Origin of the sequence: Desulfobacula sp., assembly GCF_030611305.1 — a bacterium.
In the GTDB taxonomy this organism is placed as follows: Bacteria; Desulfobacterota; Desulfobacteria; order Desulfobacterales; family Desulfobacteraceae; genus Desulfobacula.
The window spans coordinates 12,087-28,504 of record NZ_JAUWQB010000045.1 but is presented as its reverse complement, the minus strand read 5'-3'; the positions used below and the strand labels follow the sequence as shown (position 1 = coordinate 28,504).

Here is a 16,418-nt window from a genome sequence, read left to right as displayed (position 1 = left end):
ACCTGGCAAAGGAACGGAATTTAAAGCCTATTTTCCAATAGAAAAAAGTTCTTTTGAAAAACAGAATATCCAGACTAAAGAACCAGTCCGGGGTGGAACAGAACAAATTCTGCTGGTGGATGATGAAAATGCAATCATTGCGATGGAGAAACAGATATTAGAGCGTTTGGGGGGGTATCAAGTTACTTCACGTACCAGCAGTCTTGAAGCCCTTGAAGCTTTTCGGGCTAACCCCGATAACTTTGATCTGGTTATTACTGATCTGGCAATGCCGAACATGCCCGGAGATAAACTGGCAGCTGAGCTGGCTAAAATACGTCCTGATATTCCCATACTGCTTTGCACTGGCTTCAGCGAAACCATGTCTGAAGAAAAGGTGGCCTCTCTGGGCATTAAAGGTTTTATATTAAAGCCGATTGTGATGAAGGATCTTGCCCGGAAAATACGTGAAGTGTTGGAAAAAAATTATGAATAATGGTCTATGCCTTTTTTAAGCAGCCCCAGCAAATTTTGTTTTTTTTCAGGGAATTTATACCCTTCATAGCTTTGGCTTAAAAGGAGCCTGCCATTTGGCGCAGTCCAGTAATTTCCGGCATGATCAAAACAGACTTTGGAGGTTACATTCAGAGCTTCGAGGGTCTGTCTAATTTCCAATAATTGCTCTTTGGACGTCAATCGTTCCAGGGGCAGTTACGGGTCAGCCGTAAAAGAAGAGATGCGCTGCCGCCTTCACTGGGCGGCCGGTATATGCCGGTCTCAAATTCATAATTTTTTGTTGAACGTTGTTGCATGGATTCTCCCGGGGGATCATAAATTGTTGCCTGAAAGCAGAATTATTTTATAGTTTCATAGACAGACAAAAGGAACAATGTTGCAAAGGGCTGAAGAAATAAAAAGCCGACAAAGGATGATCCGCCAATGGTCGTCAGTGCGGCAAAAATAATAAAGACAATGATATGATCGGAAAGGTGAGAGCTTGTGACCATGGAGATACTTTTTTTAATGGCATCTAAAAGCCCATATTGTTTATCCACCATTATCGGGATCATATAGAGGCATGTGTAACCCATAATAATGGTGAACAAAATACCGGGTATAACAAACAGGGTAAACCCGATGACAGTGATAATAAAGACGACCAGACCGAAAATGAATAACGGTAGAAATAACCGGAGTTGTGAAAAAATATCCTGGGCTTTGGGTTCCCGGTTGTGTTTTAATAATTGAAAAAGAGAATGGGTATATCCTGCAAATGCGACAGGCGCCAGGATACCGATTGAAACAATGCTGACAGCAGCGGCCACAAGCGTTAAAATAATCAGTGATACAATGTTGTTGATGCAATTTTCCCATGCTGTTTCGATATGATATTTCATGTTCATTATTTTTTCCTTTGTCTTAAGCAAATAAATAATTTAATATAGTAGCCTAAAAAAAATGAGCCGGTCAAGATAAAGGAATGAAATTATCTTGACAAAGCAAAAATTTAGCGCTTATTTTAGTTTAAATAAACAAGGTTAATTTTAATTGAACCCATGGAGGATGTAATGGAAATTAGAGTCACCCAGGCAAAGACGAACAGGACAAGGCCCAAAGATTCTGATCTAGGCTTTGGCCAGGTGTTTACGGATCATATGTTTGTCATGGATTATTCAGAGGATATTGGGTGGCATGACCCACGAATAGAACCTTATGCTGATTTTTCGGTTTCCCCCGCCGCCATGGTTTTTCATTATGGCCAGGCCATTTTTGAGGGTTTAAAAGCATATAAAACACTGGATAAGAAGATCTGCCTTTTCAGGGCCAGGAATAATTTTGAAAGAATGAACCGGTCTGCAAAAGGAATGTGCATCCCGCGCTTTGATATTGATTTTGTTATGGATGCCCTGAAACAATTGATCAGGCTGGAAGAAAAATGGATTCCTGAAACTATTGGGACTTCTCTGTACATAAGGCCCACAATTATTGCAATAGATCCGTTCTTAGGCGTTCGGGCATCCTTTACCTACAAGTTTTATATTATTCTTTCTTCTGTTGGTGCATACTATGCTGAAGGATTGAACCCGGTGAAAATCTGGGTTTCAAAGGATCATGTCAGGGCTGCCAGGGGCGGTGTGGGCGAATTTAAGACTGCCGGTAACTATGCAGCAAGTCTGATTGCATCCGAAAAAGCAAAAAAGGAAGGGTATGCCCAGGTGCTCTGGCTTGATGCCCTTGAAAGAAAGTATATAGAAGAAGTCGGTGCCATGAATATTTTCTTTCTCATGGATGATGAATTAGTGACCCCCAACCTTACCGGAACTATCCTGCCCGGGATCACACGGTATTCAGTCATCAGCCTTGCAAAAAAATGGGGGATGAACATATCTGAAAGAAAAATCAGTATTGACGAAGTGTTTAAGGCCCATGAAGATGGAAAGCTCAAAGAGGTGTTCGGCTCTGGAACCGCTGCGGTTATTTCTCCTGTCGGTGAAATAAGATATGGGGATAAGGTTATTTCCATAGGTGACGGGACTCCCGGTGAAACAGCAATGAAGTTTTATAATGCATTAACCGACATACAATACGGAAAAACCGAAGATAAAGAAAACTGGATTGAAATAATCGATTAATTTGGAGATAAAATGGCTAAAAAGAAAGGAATTATACCCATTGGCAAGAGGATAAGGCGGGTCAGGCTGGATAAAAAAATTAGTCTGGACACAATGGCCAATGAAACAGGATTGTCAAAAGATTTTATTAAGAAAATTGAGTCAGGTGATCAAAGACCATCGGTTGGAACGCTTTTGCAAATTTCAAGAACTCTTCATATTGATTCAAGTTTTTTGCTGAAAGAGCAGGATGACGCCATTGAAGAAAGATCCAAGGCATATACCAGGCGGACGGATAACTATGCCTACACTCCATTGACCCCCACTGCTGAAAACAAACATCTTAAAGCCTTCAGGATCGTGGTTGAAGCCGAAAAAAGCCATGGCGGTGTGGGGTTTCAGCACGAAGGAGAGGAGTTTGTTTATGTTCTTAAAGGGAAGGTGGAAGTCCAGGTCGGTGATCATGTCAATAAATTGAAAAAAGGGGATTCACTCCATTTTAATTCCGGCGTTAAACATGACTTGCGAAATACCGGTAAAACAGATGCAGAACTTATTGTTGTGGTGTATGCACCATAGCGTTTCAGGGAAATAAAGGAGTCAATCATGTTATTCAAGCTTACCGATGAACAGTTGATGATTCAGAATATGGTCAGGGAATTTTCCCGGAAAGTCATCGCAGCAACCGCATCAGAAAGAGATAAAACAAAGGAATTTCCCGCTGGAAATTTTCGGCAGATGGGTGAACTCGGATTAATGGGGATGATGATCCCTGAAGAATATGGGGGTGAGTCTGCTGATACGATTTCCTATGTGTTGGCATTATCGGAGATTGCCTACTCATGTGCGTCAACATCAGTTGTCATGTCGGTTCAAAATTCAATTGTGTGTGAAAGTCTTTATAAATTTGGGACAGAGGAGCAAAAACAAGAATTTCTGATTCCCTTGGCTTCCGGTGAAATAATTGGTGCATTCGGCCTGACAGAGCCTGATGCCGGATCTGATCCGGTCAGCCAGCAGACAACGGCTGTCAGGGATGGCGACCATTATATTCTGAATGGAACCAAGCGATTCATTACATCCGGCAAACATTCAAAAGTAGTTCTGGTAACTGTGAAAACAGATGAGAGTAAAGGGCATAAGGGGATCAGCTGTTTTATTATTCCCAAGGGAACACCAGGATTAATTGTTGGCCATATGGAAGATAAAATGGGGTTGAGGGCATCTGACACAACCGATATCATACTTGAAAACTGTAGGGTTTCAGCATCCAATATGCTCGGCAATGAAGGGGATGGCTTTAAAATTGCCATGTCAGGTCTGGACAGTGGCAGAATCGGCATTGCTGCCCAATCATACGGTGTCGCAATGGCGGCCTTTGATGCTGCCGTAAAATACGCAAAAAAAAGAAAACAATTTGGCGTGGCCATTTCAAAGCATCAGGGCATACGGTTCCAGATTGCAGATATGGCCACCCAGATTGAAGCGGCCAAACAATTGATTTTTTCGGCGGCATCCATGAAAGACAGGGGAGAGTCCTATACAAAGGAAGCCTCCATTGCCAAGCTGTTTGCATCTGAAATGGTGAATGATATTGCGGCAAGAGCCATTCAAATGCATGGCGGATACGGGTTTACCAAAGATTATGATGTTGAAAGGTTCTACCGGGATGCAAGGGTGTTCACCATTTATGAAGGAACCAGTGAGATCCAGAGAATCGTTATCTCAAATCAGGTGCTTAAAGATAAGAGAAAACTGTGATAATATTATTTTTATTAACAAGTTTGGCGCTATAAAAAATAAAAAAGCAGTCATTTCGGGAAAGAGAAAATGACTGCTTTTTTTGGTTTTAAAAGAAGTTATGGGCCTAATAGCCGTCTTTAAAAATGCGTGCTGCGGTTTCAACATCCTCAGGACAGAATACGAACAGGCATTTGCCGTCTGAATCAGACACAGACCCGTAGACATAATTAATATTAATCCCTTCCTCACCAAATTTTTTATTAATTTTTGTAAATTCACCGGGTTTGTTTGTAATGTCAATGGCAACGACTTCCTTTGAATCAAATAAATAATCGTTTTCTTTTAAAAGATCTATGGCTTTTTCCGGCTGATCAACAATGAGCCGGATCAGGGCAAACTGGGCAGAGTCTCTTCTCATGGAACTGTAGCTTGCAGAGGATGCAAATCTTTTTAAAGATTTTCCCCTGGCTTCAAAAAGGTTCTGGACATAGGCAGATGCATCCTGGATGGTGATGGCATCAATATTAATGTTGGTCCCGGCTAAAAGTTCAGTTAATTTTGCAAGTTCACCAGGTACATTTTTAAGGAAAAGAGATATTTCTATTCTAATCATGCTGCCCCCTTGTAGTCTGTATGGTTATCTTTAATTATTATTTGCACTATTCACGCCTTCATCAAATGCTTTCATGTTCAGCGGAATAATTTTCGCTTTAGCTGCAAATTCATTTTTAACACAGTTTTTCAAAAGTTCCAAATCAACAATTTTTGTTTTTGCAACAAATGCACTTAATGCAACAATATTAGCTGCTCTGATACTGCCTGCTTTTGTGGCAATATCATTTGCCGGAACAATCAGTTCTGTAATATCATCTCTTTCACTCCGGGTGGGGATAAGAGAACTGTTGATAAAAATAACACCGCCCGGTTTTACATCATTGGCAAATTTTTCCAGGGAGGGACGGTTCATTGCCACAAGATGACTCGGATTTTTAATGATGGGTGAGCCAATCCTTTTGTCACTGATCACAACAGTACAATAAGCGGTTCCACCCCTCATTTCAGGTCCGTATGAGGGTACCCAGGCGACGAAAAATCCCTGTTTCATTGCTGCATAGGCTAAAAGTTTTGCACTGAGCAAAATTCCCTGGCCGCCAAATCCTGCAAATTTTATTTCTGTTTGCATTGGTTTCTCCAAAAATTAGTATGTCTATTCAGGTACCTTGTAATCTCCGAGTTCATAATACGGCAGAAGAGTGTCCTCAGCCCATTTTAATGCATCAACCGGTGTCAGGCCCCAGTTGGTCGGGCAGGTACTGATAAGTTCCACAAAACTGAAACATTTTCCTTCGACCTGGTATTCAAAAGCTTTTTTAATAGCTTTTTTTGCTTTATTGATCTGTTTGGGATTGAGTAAAGCCTGTCGGGTAATATAACCCGGGGTTACAAGTTCTTTTAAAAGGTTTGCCATTCTTATGGGCATCCCGGTTTGATCGGTATCACGACCGGCGGGGGCTGTTGTGGCACGTTGACCCGGCATGGTGGTCGGGGCCATCTGGCCGCCTGTCATGCCGTATATGGCATTGTTAATAAAAATGGTGGTGAATTTTTCGCCTCTGTTGGCCGCATGGATGATTTCACCCATACCGATACTGGCAAGGTCGCCGTCCCCCTGGTAAGTAAAAACGATGAGATCAGGCCTGACCCTTTTAATCCCGGTTGCCATGGCAGGTGCACGCCCATGGGCAGCTTCCTGGAAGTCGCAGGTAAAATAATTATATGCCAGCACAGCACACCCCACCGGGGCAATTCCTACTGTTCTTCCGGCGATACCAAGTTCATCAATGGCTTGGGCCACAAGCCTGTGAGCAATGCCATGGGTGCAGCCGGGACAATAATGTGTATAATTGTCACTCAAGCTTTTTGGTGTTGAAAATGATTTTCCCATTATATTTTTCTCCTAAATTTAGCGATTAGAGCAGTCCTTTAATTATTTCGATAATTTTTTCAGGCGTGGGAATATCACCACCGCATTCGCCGTAGAAATCAACTTTTCTCTGGCCTTTAACGCAGCGTTCCACATCCTCGACCATCTGCCCCATGCTCATTTCAATGCTGATAACCGATTGGCAGCTTTCTTTGGTAGAAGCTTTAAAAACCGCATCTTCCGGAAACGGGAACAGGGACTTCGGCCTTAACAGTCCGACTTCAATCCCGTCTTGCTTCATCATATCTATGGATGTTTTGCATACCCGGCTCATGGTGCCGTAACTGACAATAAGAACTTTATAATCCGTGTCTGTATTGTATCCTTCATACAGCACTTCTTCTTTTTTCATCTGCTCATATTTAGCTTTCAGGGCAAGGTTGTTATCATTGAGCTCTTTTGGATCAAGGAAAAGAGATCTGACAAGATTTCTTTTATCACTTTTTCTTGTGTCCATACCGCTGGTCGCCCAGTCATCTTTATTAGACGGTTCTGTCATAAGGTCGTCCGGAAACTCCACAGGTTCCATCATCTGTCCGATCAATCCGTCACCTAAGATCATCACCGGTCCCCGGTATTTTTCTGCCAGGCCAAAGGCTTTCATGGTCATTTCAACGGCTTCCTGAACACCGTCCGGCGCCAGAACCAGGAGGTGATAATCGCCATGACCACCACCCTTTGTGGCCTGAAAATAATCTCCCTGGGACGGCAGAATACCGCCGAGCCCCGGGCCGCCTCGCATGATATTGACAAATACGGCAGGGCACTGAGCCGCTGAAATATACGAGATGGCTTCACCCATTAAACTCACTCCAGGGCTTGAAGAGGTTGTCATAACCCTTTCACCGCAGGCAGATGCTCCAAAAATCATATATCCCACAGCTACTTCACTTTCGCCCTGTAAAAATACGCCGTCAACTTCAGGCATCCTTTTTGCGAGGTATTCAGCAACTTCAGACTGGGGGGTGATGGGGTATGCAAAATAATTTTTACATCCAGCCCTGATCGCGGCCTCACCAATCGCTTCATTTCCTTTCATTAATACTTTAGCCATTTTTTATCCTTTATTCGTTAATCAGTAGTCACTTTTTCGGTTTCAACAACGCTGATAGCAACATCAGGACACATGATACAGCAAATGGTGCAATGAATGCAATCATCAGGTCTGGCCTGATATACGGGGAAATGTCCTTTTGCATTCACCTTGTCTGTGATTTCAAGAACTTTTTTGGGGCAAAAATTGACACAAAGCCCGCATCCCTTGCACCGCTCAGAATCAATAATATGTTGATACGCCATTTAAAATACTCCTTTGTTCTCAAACCCGTTTCCAGGGAGGATTCAGTCTCCTGTTTATTTCCAATATGGGGCAGGTAAAACGATCCATCTCAAGTTGCGGTATTAAATGTGATACAGCCGTAATAAACTCAATTTTAAGTCCTGTTTCGCAAGATATATCTTTTAAAAGATTATACCCTTTATAAATATGTTCAGGTATTGTCTCGTCAATGAGATTGGCATTGCTGACAAGTCCAGTTATCTTCATTTTTGAAGAGCTTTCAATCTCCTCTTTTATTTTGATACAGCCTTGGACATTTTCGGTAAACGGCCTGAATAGATTTATAACCTGCAGCATATGGACCTCTTTTTTGGACAGGTGGTCTTCCAGTGCGGCAAGCACCGTTACTCCCGCATCATCTCCACCGGCATCAAGAATGGTCAGTTCAGACGGCTGCTGGATGATTCCGGCAACGGCCGGTGTAAGAATGGGAAGATCTGCATGCATGTATTTTTTGTCCGGCAAGACAACCTCAATCCCTATATCTTCAAGATAAACTCTTGCTTCACGGGTTCTGAAATAGGGATTGACAAGATCAAGATCAGCAATCTTTACATCAATGCCGTCCTTTTTTCTTGCTGCCGCAAGATTTACCGCAGTTTCAGTTTTGCCACTGCCGTAATTCCCGCAAATAACGACAATCCCTTTAATATCTATATCCAAACAACATTCCCTAAAAGATAAATTTTAATAAACCACTCAAAACCTTAATTAAACCAGAAAACCCTCTGTTTTGCAAATAATTTTTTTGCAAATTCTAGTTTTTGATCAATGTTTGTAGGTTTATCAAGGATTTATTAAATGATTACATATAAAATGATGCGGCAATGGTCTTGACTTCATCCCTGGTCAGCCGTCTGCCCCAGGTGAAACTTTGGGTTTTTATTTTCAAAGTTATCTCTTCCAGTTTTTTTTCATCATGGGAGATGTTCTGCAATTCCAGATATTTTTTAACCATGTGCCTGCCGCATAGAATATTTAAAAAGAATTGTTCTTCTGACATCATTCCGTAGTCTCCATCTGCATGGGTGCCCGCCACATGGGTTTTGACAGCATCCCCGAACACAGGGGTATTAACGGTTAACAGGTGCTCATGGGTCTGTTCATATATGATGGAATCAAGTAATTCATAATAGGCTTTAAATGTAGGGATATCATCTGTGTTGAGATTTATATCAAAGCCCTGGTCCTGAAGTGTTTTTACCGTTGTATAAAGATCGGCAATCCCGTTTCTTTCCCCAATTCCCAAAACAGAAGCCTCAAGGGCACTTCCGCCTGCCAGAATTCCCATCATAGAGTTGGCCGATGCCATGCCCATATCATTGTGGCAGTGAATTGATATGTTTGTATTCCCGGTTTTAGAGGAAAGCCGATTTATTTTTTCAAAGACCTGGTTGGGGGCCATTATCCCCGAAGTATCCGGTAAAGAAAGCATATCTATATGATGATGACTTAAAAATGAAACGCATTGATCTAAAATACGATCATCAGATCTGCCGATATCCAGCATGGCAATGGAGATGCTGGCGCTGGAATGTTTTTTTCTGATAAAATCAATGGTTTTTGAAAGGCCATGAAGAATATTATCAAGCTGATCAGGTGTTACGTCCTTTTTTATATGCAGGTGAAAATGCAGATCATTCACATGGGTATCCAGCAGAATAGCGGCATCATGAATGTTGGCTCTTCCCATGGCAGCAATGCGGATTTTATATTCGTTCTTTTGGACATGATGGCAAAGTGTTCTGACCGTATCGGTTTCAAAGGCATGGGCAGGCGGGTAGCCTGCCTGACAGATATCAACCTTGAGTTTTTCCTGGAAGTCAAGAATCTTTAACCGCTGAGCAGGAGAGAACATAAGTCCCCTGTACTGCATACCTTCCCTGAGGGTTTCATCAATAATGGTAATTTTTTTATTTTCCATGGTGTTCCCTTGTTGGATTAAAATAGGGGCGGATTAAAATATCCATGAATCAATTTGGGAAAATATTTGGATAATTGTTTAATGATGATTTCCATCCCCAAAGGCCTGCCGCCGTCTTCTATTTTGGACATAAGTTCATAATATTTTTTAGGATCAAAGTTTAAGTTGCGCCATTGGATCATATTAATCTGATAGGTATCAATAAACTCTTTTAATGCCTTGAATTCTTTTTCAGAATCCGTAAATCCCGGGCAGTTAAGATAGTTGATGGAAACAAATTTCCCCTGCTGTTTTGCTGCTTGAATACTTTTAAGGACATCTGAAAATTGATAGGACTTTGGTCTGAAATAAGCTTGATAGCAATCTTCTCTGACAGAATTTAAGCTGACTCTCATGGAATCAAGCCCGGCTTTGCATAATTTTTCAACATGTTGGGGCAGGCTGGCATTTGTGTTCAGGTTGATGGTGCCCTTGTCTGTTTTTTTTCGGATAAGCCTTATGGCAGGCTCTATGGCTTTGAATGCGGTTAAGGGATCTCCTTCACATCCCTGGCCAAAACTGACGACTGCCTTTTTAACGTGGAAGATATGCTCAAGGGACACCTGGGCGATTTCTTCAGGGGTCGGGGTAAAGCTGATTCTCTCCTGGCAGGCGCACAGGTTATTCTGAGTTTGAAGGGAGATACACCCAAGGCAATTGGCATTGCAGACAGTTGAAGTGGGGAGAGGAGCTTCATACCGTTTGAGAAAAAAGTTTTTCCCGGCAGGACAGCCATATTGCAATGCGCAGGTTTCAAGATGCCGTATCAGGCGGTTGTCAGGATATTTTTTCTGCATCTGATTGACGCCTTTGATAATGCCGTTGTGGGGCATTTGCCTTAAATCCTGGCGGGGTTCTGTATCCACAAGTATGGCAGCAGATCTGAAATCGTTTTTCCCAAATCCAACCGCACCATAAGAGAACAATGGAAGAAGATCTTTGATGCCCTCATCATCATAGGCACAAAAATACCGGTTCACATATCCCGGTGAATTAAACACGGCAACGGGAAAGATCTTTTCTCTTTGAACAAACGGGTTGTATTCAATAATTTCAAACTTGTCTTTTGCGATATTATAGACAATGGGCTTTCTTTGGGGCAGCATCATGAGTTCACTGCCATGGGGCATGGGCACAGTCTTGTCTTTTTTCAGCACAACCGGGGTGTTACCTGACATTCCGGCTGCGCCATAGCCTTCCAGCTCAAATATTTCCCCATTTTCTGCAGCCGCAACAGCCGTCAGAATATTTTTATTGATATAACCGATATCTTGCTCCTGTCACCCTAAAGATACATCAAGAATCATCATTACCGAGAAACCTATCATTGTTGCCATTGTTACCATGTCGATGTTTGCATTGTCTCTTTGAGCTTCCGGAATTATTTCCTCCACCACAACAAAAATCATGGCTCCGGCAGCAAAACACAGAGCGTATGGAAGAATATTTTGCATTTTCAGGACAAATAAAGCTCCGATTACCCCGGCAATGGGCTCAACTATACCGGAAGCCTGCCCCATGAGAAAACTTTTTCCCTTACTCATTCCTTCTCTTCTCAATGGCATTGACACCGCAGTGCCTTCAGGAAAATTTTGAATCCCGATACCGATTGCCAAGGCAATTGCTCCTCCAATTGTAGCAGAAGGAAGATTAGCTGCCACAGCTCCAAAAGCAACACCGACAGCTAAACCCTCAGGTATATTGTGAAGGGTTATGGCAAGTACCAGAAGGGTACTTCTTTGCCATGAAGTCTTCACGCCCTCACTTTTATCAATACTCAGGCCCGGATGAAGATGTGGCAGAAATTTGTCAGTCAGTCTCATGAAAATTCCACCCCCCATAAATCCAATGACAGCAGTCAGCCATGGGGTGTGTCCCAATTGTTCCGCCATCTCTATACCGGGTGCCAGAAGGGACCAGAAACTTGCGGCAATCATCACCCCGGCAGCAAAGCCAAGCATTGAATCCATAACTTTCGGGTTGACAGCTTTTGTAAAAAAAACAAGTGCTGCTCCTGCCGCAGTTACGCCCCAGGTAAAGAGTGTGGCAATGAAGGCCTGCATAACAGGATCAAATTGTTGTATGAAACCGATCATTTTTTGTCTCCTGTCCATAGTAACAAAATGTGACTGACAAATGAGAATGACATGCAATTATTGACGTGCCAAGCAATTTATTTTTTTCCCGATATAATTTTTATGTTATTGCGGGCAATTTGTAATTTTTCCAAGTTTTTTATGCCTTGACTTTTCATATCACAATACATAATTATTTTGATAGATCAGTATCTGGCAGGCATTAACACGAAGGCCTGTAATAAAAACAATTGAGATGTCCGAAAGGTTATGGCTTTGGATACAATCGCATCAAAAAAAAATGTATCTGAAATTACGTTGGTCCCTTATTATATTATCGGTGTTGTCGCAACAACCATCGGTGTTCTGGTCGTTGTCATTCTAAACTTTTTTACCCCGCTCGACTCAATTAAGGCTCGAATGTTAGGTCCGGATCAAGCCTTGACATTGGAGTTTGTGCTAAAGTCTTTTGCCCCCAGACTGGCTTTTGTTCTTGGCCTTTCATATTTTGCCGTCATCAGCGGAATTAGTCGAATGTTAAAGCCCATCTCCGCATGTCTATTTTTTTTCAGAAAAGGATCTACACCCGAACCAGAGCAGATTGAAGCTGCACAAAAACGGGTTTTAAACCTGCATTTTCTTTTTATTCCCGTTAATGTAATCATGTGGATTTTGATCCCGGGCCTTATCGGGTTGTTAACGGTTCTTACGGGAATGATAGATCATCGAACGGCAATTATTCTTTCAGCCAGAGCCAGTATGGTGGGCTTAATCGCTTCTGCCATTGCATCTCAGAGGATAGAGTCCTTTTCACGCAAACAACTGATTCCCTTTTTTTTTTCAAAAGGACAATTAAGTAAACTGAAGGGAACCGCAAAAATATCCATATCCAAGAGGATAATGCTGGTAAATCGGTTAGGTACAGTGATTCCTTTGACTATTTTGCTGGTGACATTACTGACCCTCCAGTGGGAAGTGGAAACATATCCGGTTTTTGCCATTACTTATGGTCGAGGGATCATTCTTTTTACCTTTGTATTGTTTGTTTGGACTGTAATTATTTCAACGGAACTTAATCGGTTGCTCAGTCAGAATATTGTTGACCCGATCAAGGATCTGGTCAGGGTCCTTCAGGACGTCCAGAAAGGAAGCTTTGATAAAAAAGTTCAAATCATGTCCAATGATGAAATCGGTTATGCCGGGGATGTGGTGAATGAAATGACTCGGGGCCTTCAAGAAAGGGAAGTAATGCAACGATCCCTGAATCTGGCAAGGGAAATCCAACAGAATCTGCTTCCCAGGCAAAGTCCTGAAATTTTCGGGCTTGATATAGCCGGTACCAGTATCTATTGTGATGAAACCGGTGGCGATTATTATGATTATCTTTTGCCTGAAAACAATCAAAAAGATCGTATTCGAGTTGTTTTGGGCGATGTTTCCGGGCACGGAATTTCCTCGGCGCTTCTCATGGCGACTTCAAGAGCCCTGTTTCGCCAGCGATCATCTATGCCGGGGAACCTGGCCCAAGCCATATCTGATGTTAACCGTCATTTATGTGAAGATGTAAAAGAATCCGGTAATTTTATGACCCTTTTCGCTATTGAGATGGATACAGTGAAGAAATGCCTGAAATGGGTAAGAGCGGGTCATGACCCTGCAATGTTATATAATTCCTCAAAAAAAGATTTTATTGAACTTAAAGGAGAGGGTATCGCCCTGGGGGTCGATGAATCATGGCAATATAAAGAAAATGAAATTTCAGGGTTATCAGATGGACATATTGTCGTCCTTTCTACAGATGGTATCTGGGAAGCCCAAAATTTTAATGGAGAAAGATTTGGAAAAGAGAAATTATGCAGGATGATAAAGGACAATGCCCATTTATCTTCTCAACAGATATTAGAATCGGTCATTGATGCATTAAATCAGTTTCTCAAAGAAGAAAAATATCAAGATGATGCCACGCTGATCATTGTCAAAGTTTGCGACACATCTTGTAAATGAAAATCTATGGCAGAGTAATTCTAATGAATAAAGAAAAGAATTACATAAAAGATTAGAAGGATAAAATAAGGTTTGTCCAATCGAAATCTTGTGTTATATTAATTTTTTAGTATTTAAGAAGAACAGGTATAAATATATGTGTTTAGCAGTTCCGTCTAAAATTATTGAAATCAATGACAAGGTTGCCAAAGTGGATGTGGATGGTGTGATTCGGGAAACCAGCATCATGCTCATGGATGATGTAAAAATAGGGGATTATGTTATTGTCCACGCAGGATTTGCAATTAATAAGATTGATGAAGAGGCTGCTCTTCAAACTCTGGAGGATCTGCGCAGTATCCTTGCAGCAGAAGCCAGACAGGCAAAGGGTTTGAATGACCATTTATAAACATTTATGAAAGTTTCTATCGCAGCAAAAAGGCTGGAAATCAGCGGAGTGGTTCAAGGCGTTGGTTTCCGGCCTTTTTTATTTTCCCTGGCCAAAAAATATTATTTGAAAGGGGAGGTCTCCAATACCTCCTCCGGTGTGCTTGTTATTGTGGAAGGGCCGCCTGATAATATTGAGGGTTTTACCAATGATATTTATTATAAAAGCCCTTTGCTTGCTTGTGTGACAAGGATTGAATCCTTTGACGCAGAGCTTCACAATTTTTCTTTGTTTCAAATTGTGAAGAGCCGTGCCTCCAACAGCCGGACCACTTTAATTTCTCCTGATGTAACCATTTGTCCGGACTGCCTGGCTGAAATGAAAGATCCTTGCGACAGGCGGTATGAATACCCGTTTATCAATTGTACAAATTGTGGCCCAAGGTATACCATTATTGAAGATATTCCCTATGACCGGCCCCAAACGTCCATGAAGCATTTTAAGATGTGTTCGGACTGTCAAAGCGAGTACGATGATCCGTTAAACAGAAGATTTCATGCCCAGCCCAACGCATGTCCTGAATGCGGCCCACAGGTTTTTTTAACAGACAATAAGGGCAAAAGGATTGATTCGGAATCAAAAGAGGCTATAATCCTTGCAGCGCAATATTTAAGCCAGGGCAGGATTGTTGCCGTAAAGGGTCTTGGCGGATTCCATCTGGCCTGTGATGCATCCAGCCAGGATATCGTTCAAAGTTTAAGACTAAGAAAAGCACGCCCCCATAAACCCTTTGCTCTGATGGCCCAATCGGCATCCCACCTGTTTGATCATGTTCATGTAAGTCCCAAGGAAAAACAACTCTTAGAGTCCTATCACAGGCCCATTGTCCTGCTGAACAAGAAGAATATAAAAAATAATGATATTGACGGACTTGCACCGGGTGTCGCACCCTTTAACAATTGTCTCGGGATCATGCTGCCCTATACGCCGCTTCATTTTTTACTACTTGAAAAGGGACCTGATGTTCTTGTGATGACCAGCGGCAACCGCTCAGGAGAACCGCTTTCCATTGAGAATGAGGATGCACTGGATGCATTTTCCCATATTGCAGATTATTTTTTATTAAACAACAGGGACATCTATTTTCGGGCAGATGATTCCATTGCAAGGATTCAGACAGGGAAGACAAGATTTATAAGACGTTCAAGAGGATATGCCCCTTTGCCAATATCTTTAAATAAAAAAATGCCCAAAATCCTGGGATGCGGGGCAGGGCTTAAGAATACGATCTGCCTGACACGGGATAATTATGTGTTTTTAAGTCAGCATATCGGGGATATGGATAATGTGAAGGTGTATGATTTTTATCAAACCAGTATTGATCATTTAAAACAACTTCTCGACATTCAGCCTGAGATCATTGCCCATGATATGCACTCGGGTTATATGAGTACCGATTATGCCAAAGCGCAAAATAATGTAAAAAAGGTGGCAGTTCAACATCACCATGCCCATGCTGCGGCCTGTATGGCAGAAAATGACCTTGATGGCGACGTCATTGCCATAACCCTTGATGGTACGGGGTATGGAACAGACGGCCATATCTGGGGCGGGGAACTTCTTGTATGCACGCAAAAAACGTTTAAAAGAAAAGCGCACCTTTCATATATCAAGATGCCGGGCGGTGATGCTGCCGTTCTGGAACCCTGGCGCATGGCAGCGTCGGTTCTTTACCAGACCTTTGGAAATGATTTTTTAAGTTTGGATATCCCGTATATAAAAGAGATGGAAAAAGAAAAGCTCTCATTTGTATGCCAAATGATGGAGAAAAACCTGAATTCTCCTTTGACATCCAGTGCAGGAAGGCTGTTTGATGCGGTTGCTTCCCTGCTTTGTATCCGGCACAAGATTACCCATGAAAGTCAGGCCGCAATGGAACTGGAAGCCATAGCAGACAAAAATCTGATAAATGATATCTATGGATTTGATATTGTACAAAATAAAAATGATGACAGGGATGGATCATTTGAAATTGATATGATGACCTGTATCCGGCAGATTACTCATGATTTAAAACAGAGTGAATCATCCGGCAGAATCAGTTTAAAATTTCATCATACACTGGTAGCGGCTTTTACTAAAGCAACATTAAGAGCGAGTAAAGAAACAGGTATACAAAAGGTCGTCCTATCAGGAGGTGTATTTAATAATGATATAATCCTGAACCAGATGATCAGGACTCTTGAAGAAAATAATCTTAAGGTATACACACACACAAAGGTTCCAACCGGGGATGGGGGAATCTGTTTAGGTCAGGCAGTGGTTGCCGCTGCTTTGGAAGCCAATTAAAAA

Annotated in this window: 18 protein-coding genes; 7 read left to right on the top strand and 11 right to left on the bottom strand. The window is 42.0% G+C overall.

Annotation, left to right across the window (positions count from 1 at the left end):
• The coding region (locus QAI40_RS10135) for a response regulator (RefSeq protein ID WP_304511616.1) at nt 1-475 on the top strand (475 nt) is incomplete at its 5' end.
• Here QAI40_RS10135 and QAI40_RS10130 read toward each other — a convergent pair.
• The gene (locus QAI40_RS10130) at nt 466-654 is read right to left on the bottom strand and encodes a hypothetical protein (protein WP_299981102.1); all 189 of its coding nucleotides are present in this window, start codon (nt 652-654) and stop codon (nt 466-468) included. The genes QAI40_RS10135 and QAI40_RS10130 overlap by 10 nt on opposite strands.
• Nucleotides 655-833: 179 nt before the next feature.
• The gene (locus tag QAI40_RS10125) at nt 834-1,382 is read right to left on the bottom strand and encodes a hypothetical protein (protein ID WP_299981104.1); all 549 of its coding nucleotides are present in this window, start codon (nt 1,380-1,382) and stop codon (nt 834-836) included.
• A 165-nt stretch (nt 1,383-1,547) separates the two neighbouring features.
• On the opposite strand from QAI40_RS10125, the gene QAI40_RS10120 reads away from it, so the two are divergent.
• From QAI40_RS10120 to QAI40_RS10110, 3 genes are read left to right on the top strand one after another with little or no spacing between them, the layout of a single operon-like run.
• Nucleotides 1,548-2,612: a branched-chain amino acid aminotransferase gene (locus QAI40_RS10120; protein ID WP_299981106.1), complete on the top strand. Its 1,065-nt coding sequence runs from the start codon at nt 1,548-1,550 to the stop codon at nt 2,610-2,612.
• A gap of 12 nt (nt 2,613-2,624) precedes the next feature.
• Entirely contained in the window at nt 2,625-3,170 is a 546-nt protein-coding gene (locus QAI40_RS10115) for a helix-turn-helix domain-containing protein (RefSeq protein WP_299981108.1), read from the top strand.
• Between the two features lie 27 nt (nt 3,171-3,197).
• Entirely contained in the window at nt 3,198-4,352 is a 1,155-nt protein-coding gene (locus QAI40_RS10110; RefSeq protein WP_299981110.1) for an acyl-CoA dehydrogenase family protein, read from the top strand.
• 106 nt (nt 4,353-4,458) lie between these two features.
• Here the strand turns inward: QAI40_RS10110 and QAI40_RS10105 are convergent, their stop codons facing one another.
• The 9 genes from QAI40_RS10105 to QAI40_RS10065 form a co-directional block, all read right to left on the bottom strand.
• Complete coding sequence (locus QAI40_RS10105) at nt 4,459-4,947, bottom strand: amino acid-binding protein (RefSeq protein ID WP_299981112.1); 489 nt, start codon at nt 4,945-4,947, stop codon at nt 4,459-4,461.
• Between the two features lie 30 nt (nt 4,948-4,977).
• Nucleotides 4,978-5,517, bottom strand: coding sequence for a 2-oxoacid:acceptor oxidoreductase family protein (locus QAI40_RS10100; RefSeq protein ID WP_299981114.1), 540 nt, complete (start codon nt 5,515-5,517; stop codon nt 4,978-4,980).
• A gap of 24 nt (nt 5,518-5,541) precedes the next feature.
• A complete protein-coding gene (locus QAI40_RS10095) occupies nt 5,542-6,279 on the bottom strand; it encodes a thiamine pyrophosphate-dependent enzyme (RefSeq protein WP_299981116.1) in 738 nt (245 codons plus the stop codon).
• A 25-nt stretch (nt 6,280-6,304) separates the two neighbouring features.
• Nucleotides 6,305-7,372, bottom strand: a complete 1,068-nt coding sequence (gene vorB / locus QAI40_RS10090; RefSeq protein ID WP_304511615.1) for a 3-methyl-2-oxobutanoate dehydrogenase subunit VorB — start codon at nt 7,370-7,372, stop codon at nt 6,305-6,307.
• Nucleotides 7,373-7,389: 17 nt separating this feature from the next.
• Nucleotides 7,390-7,617 (bottom strand): 4Fe-4S dicluster domain-containing protein, encoded by a 228-nt coding sequence (locus tag QAI40_RS10085; RefSeq protein WP_299981119.1) that lies wholly within the window; start codon nt 7,615-7,617, stop codon nt 7,390-7,392.
• Nucleotides 7,618-7,636: 19 nt separating this feature from the next.
• On the bottom strand, nt 7,637-8,320 hold the full coding sequence (locus tag QAI40_RS10080; RefSeq protein WP_299981121.1) for a cobalamin biosynthesis protein CbiA: 684 nt from the start codon (nt 8,318-8,320) through the stop codon (nt 7,637-7,639).
• Nucleotides 8,321-8,462: 142 nt separating this feature from the next.
• Entirely contained in the window at nt 8,463-9,581 is a 1,119-nt protein-coding gene (locus QAI40_RS10075) for a hypothetical protein (protein ID WP_299981122.1), read from the bottom strand.
• 17 nt (nt 9,582-9,598) lie between these two features.
• Nucleotides 9,599-10,798, bottom strand: a complete 1,200-nt coding sequence (locus QAI40_RS10070) for a radical SAM protein (protein WP_304511614.1) — start codon at nt 10,796-10,798, stop codon at nt 9,599-9,601.
• A gap of 102 nt (nt 10,799-10,900) precedes the next feature.
• A complete protein-coding gene (locus QAI40_RS10065) occupies nt 10,901-11,716 on the bottom strand; it encodes a ZIP family metal transporter (protein ID WP_299981124.1) in 816 nt (271 codons plus the stop codon).
• A 249-nt stretch (nt 11,717-11,965) separates the two neighbouring features.
• Here QAI40_RS10065 and QAI40_RS10060 point away from each other — a divergent pair, with 249 nt between their 5' ends.
• From QAI40_RS10060 to hypF, 3 genes are all read left to right on the top strand, one after another.
• Nucleotides 11,966-13,699 (top strand): PP2C family protein-serine/threonine phosphatase, encoded by a 1,734-nt coding sequence (locus QAI40_RS10060; RefSeq protein ID WP_299981126.1) that lies wholly within the window; start codon nt 11,966-11,968, stop codon nt 13,697-13,699.
• 136 nt (nt 13,700-13,835) lie between these two features.
• Nucleotides 13,836-14,087, top strand: a complete 252-nt coding sequence (locus tag QAI40_RS10055) for a HypC/HybG/HupF family hydrogenase formation chaperone (RefSeq protein WP_299981128.1) — start codon at nt 13,836-13,838, stop codon at nt 14,085-14,087.
• Nucleotides 14,088-14,093: 6 nt separating this feature from the next.
• Nucleotides 14,094-16,415: a carbamoyltransferase HypF gene (gene hypF / locus QAI40_RS10050; protein WP_299981130.1), complete on the top strand. Its 2,322-nt coding sequence runs from the start codon at nt 14,094-14,096 to the stop codon at nt 16,413-16,415.
• Nucleotides 16,416-16,418 lie beyond the last annotated feature (3 nt).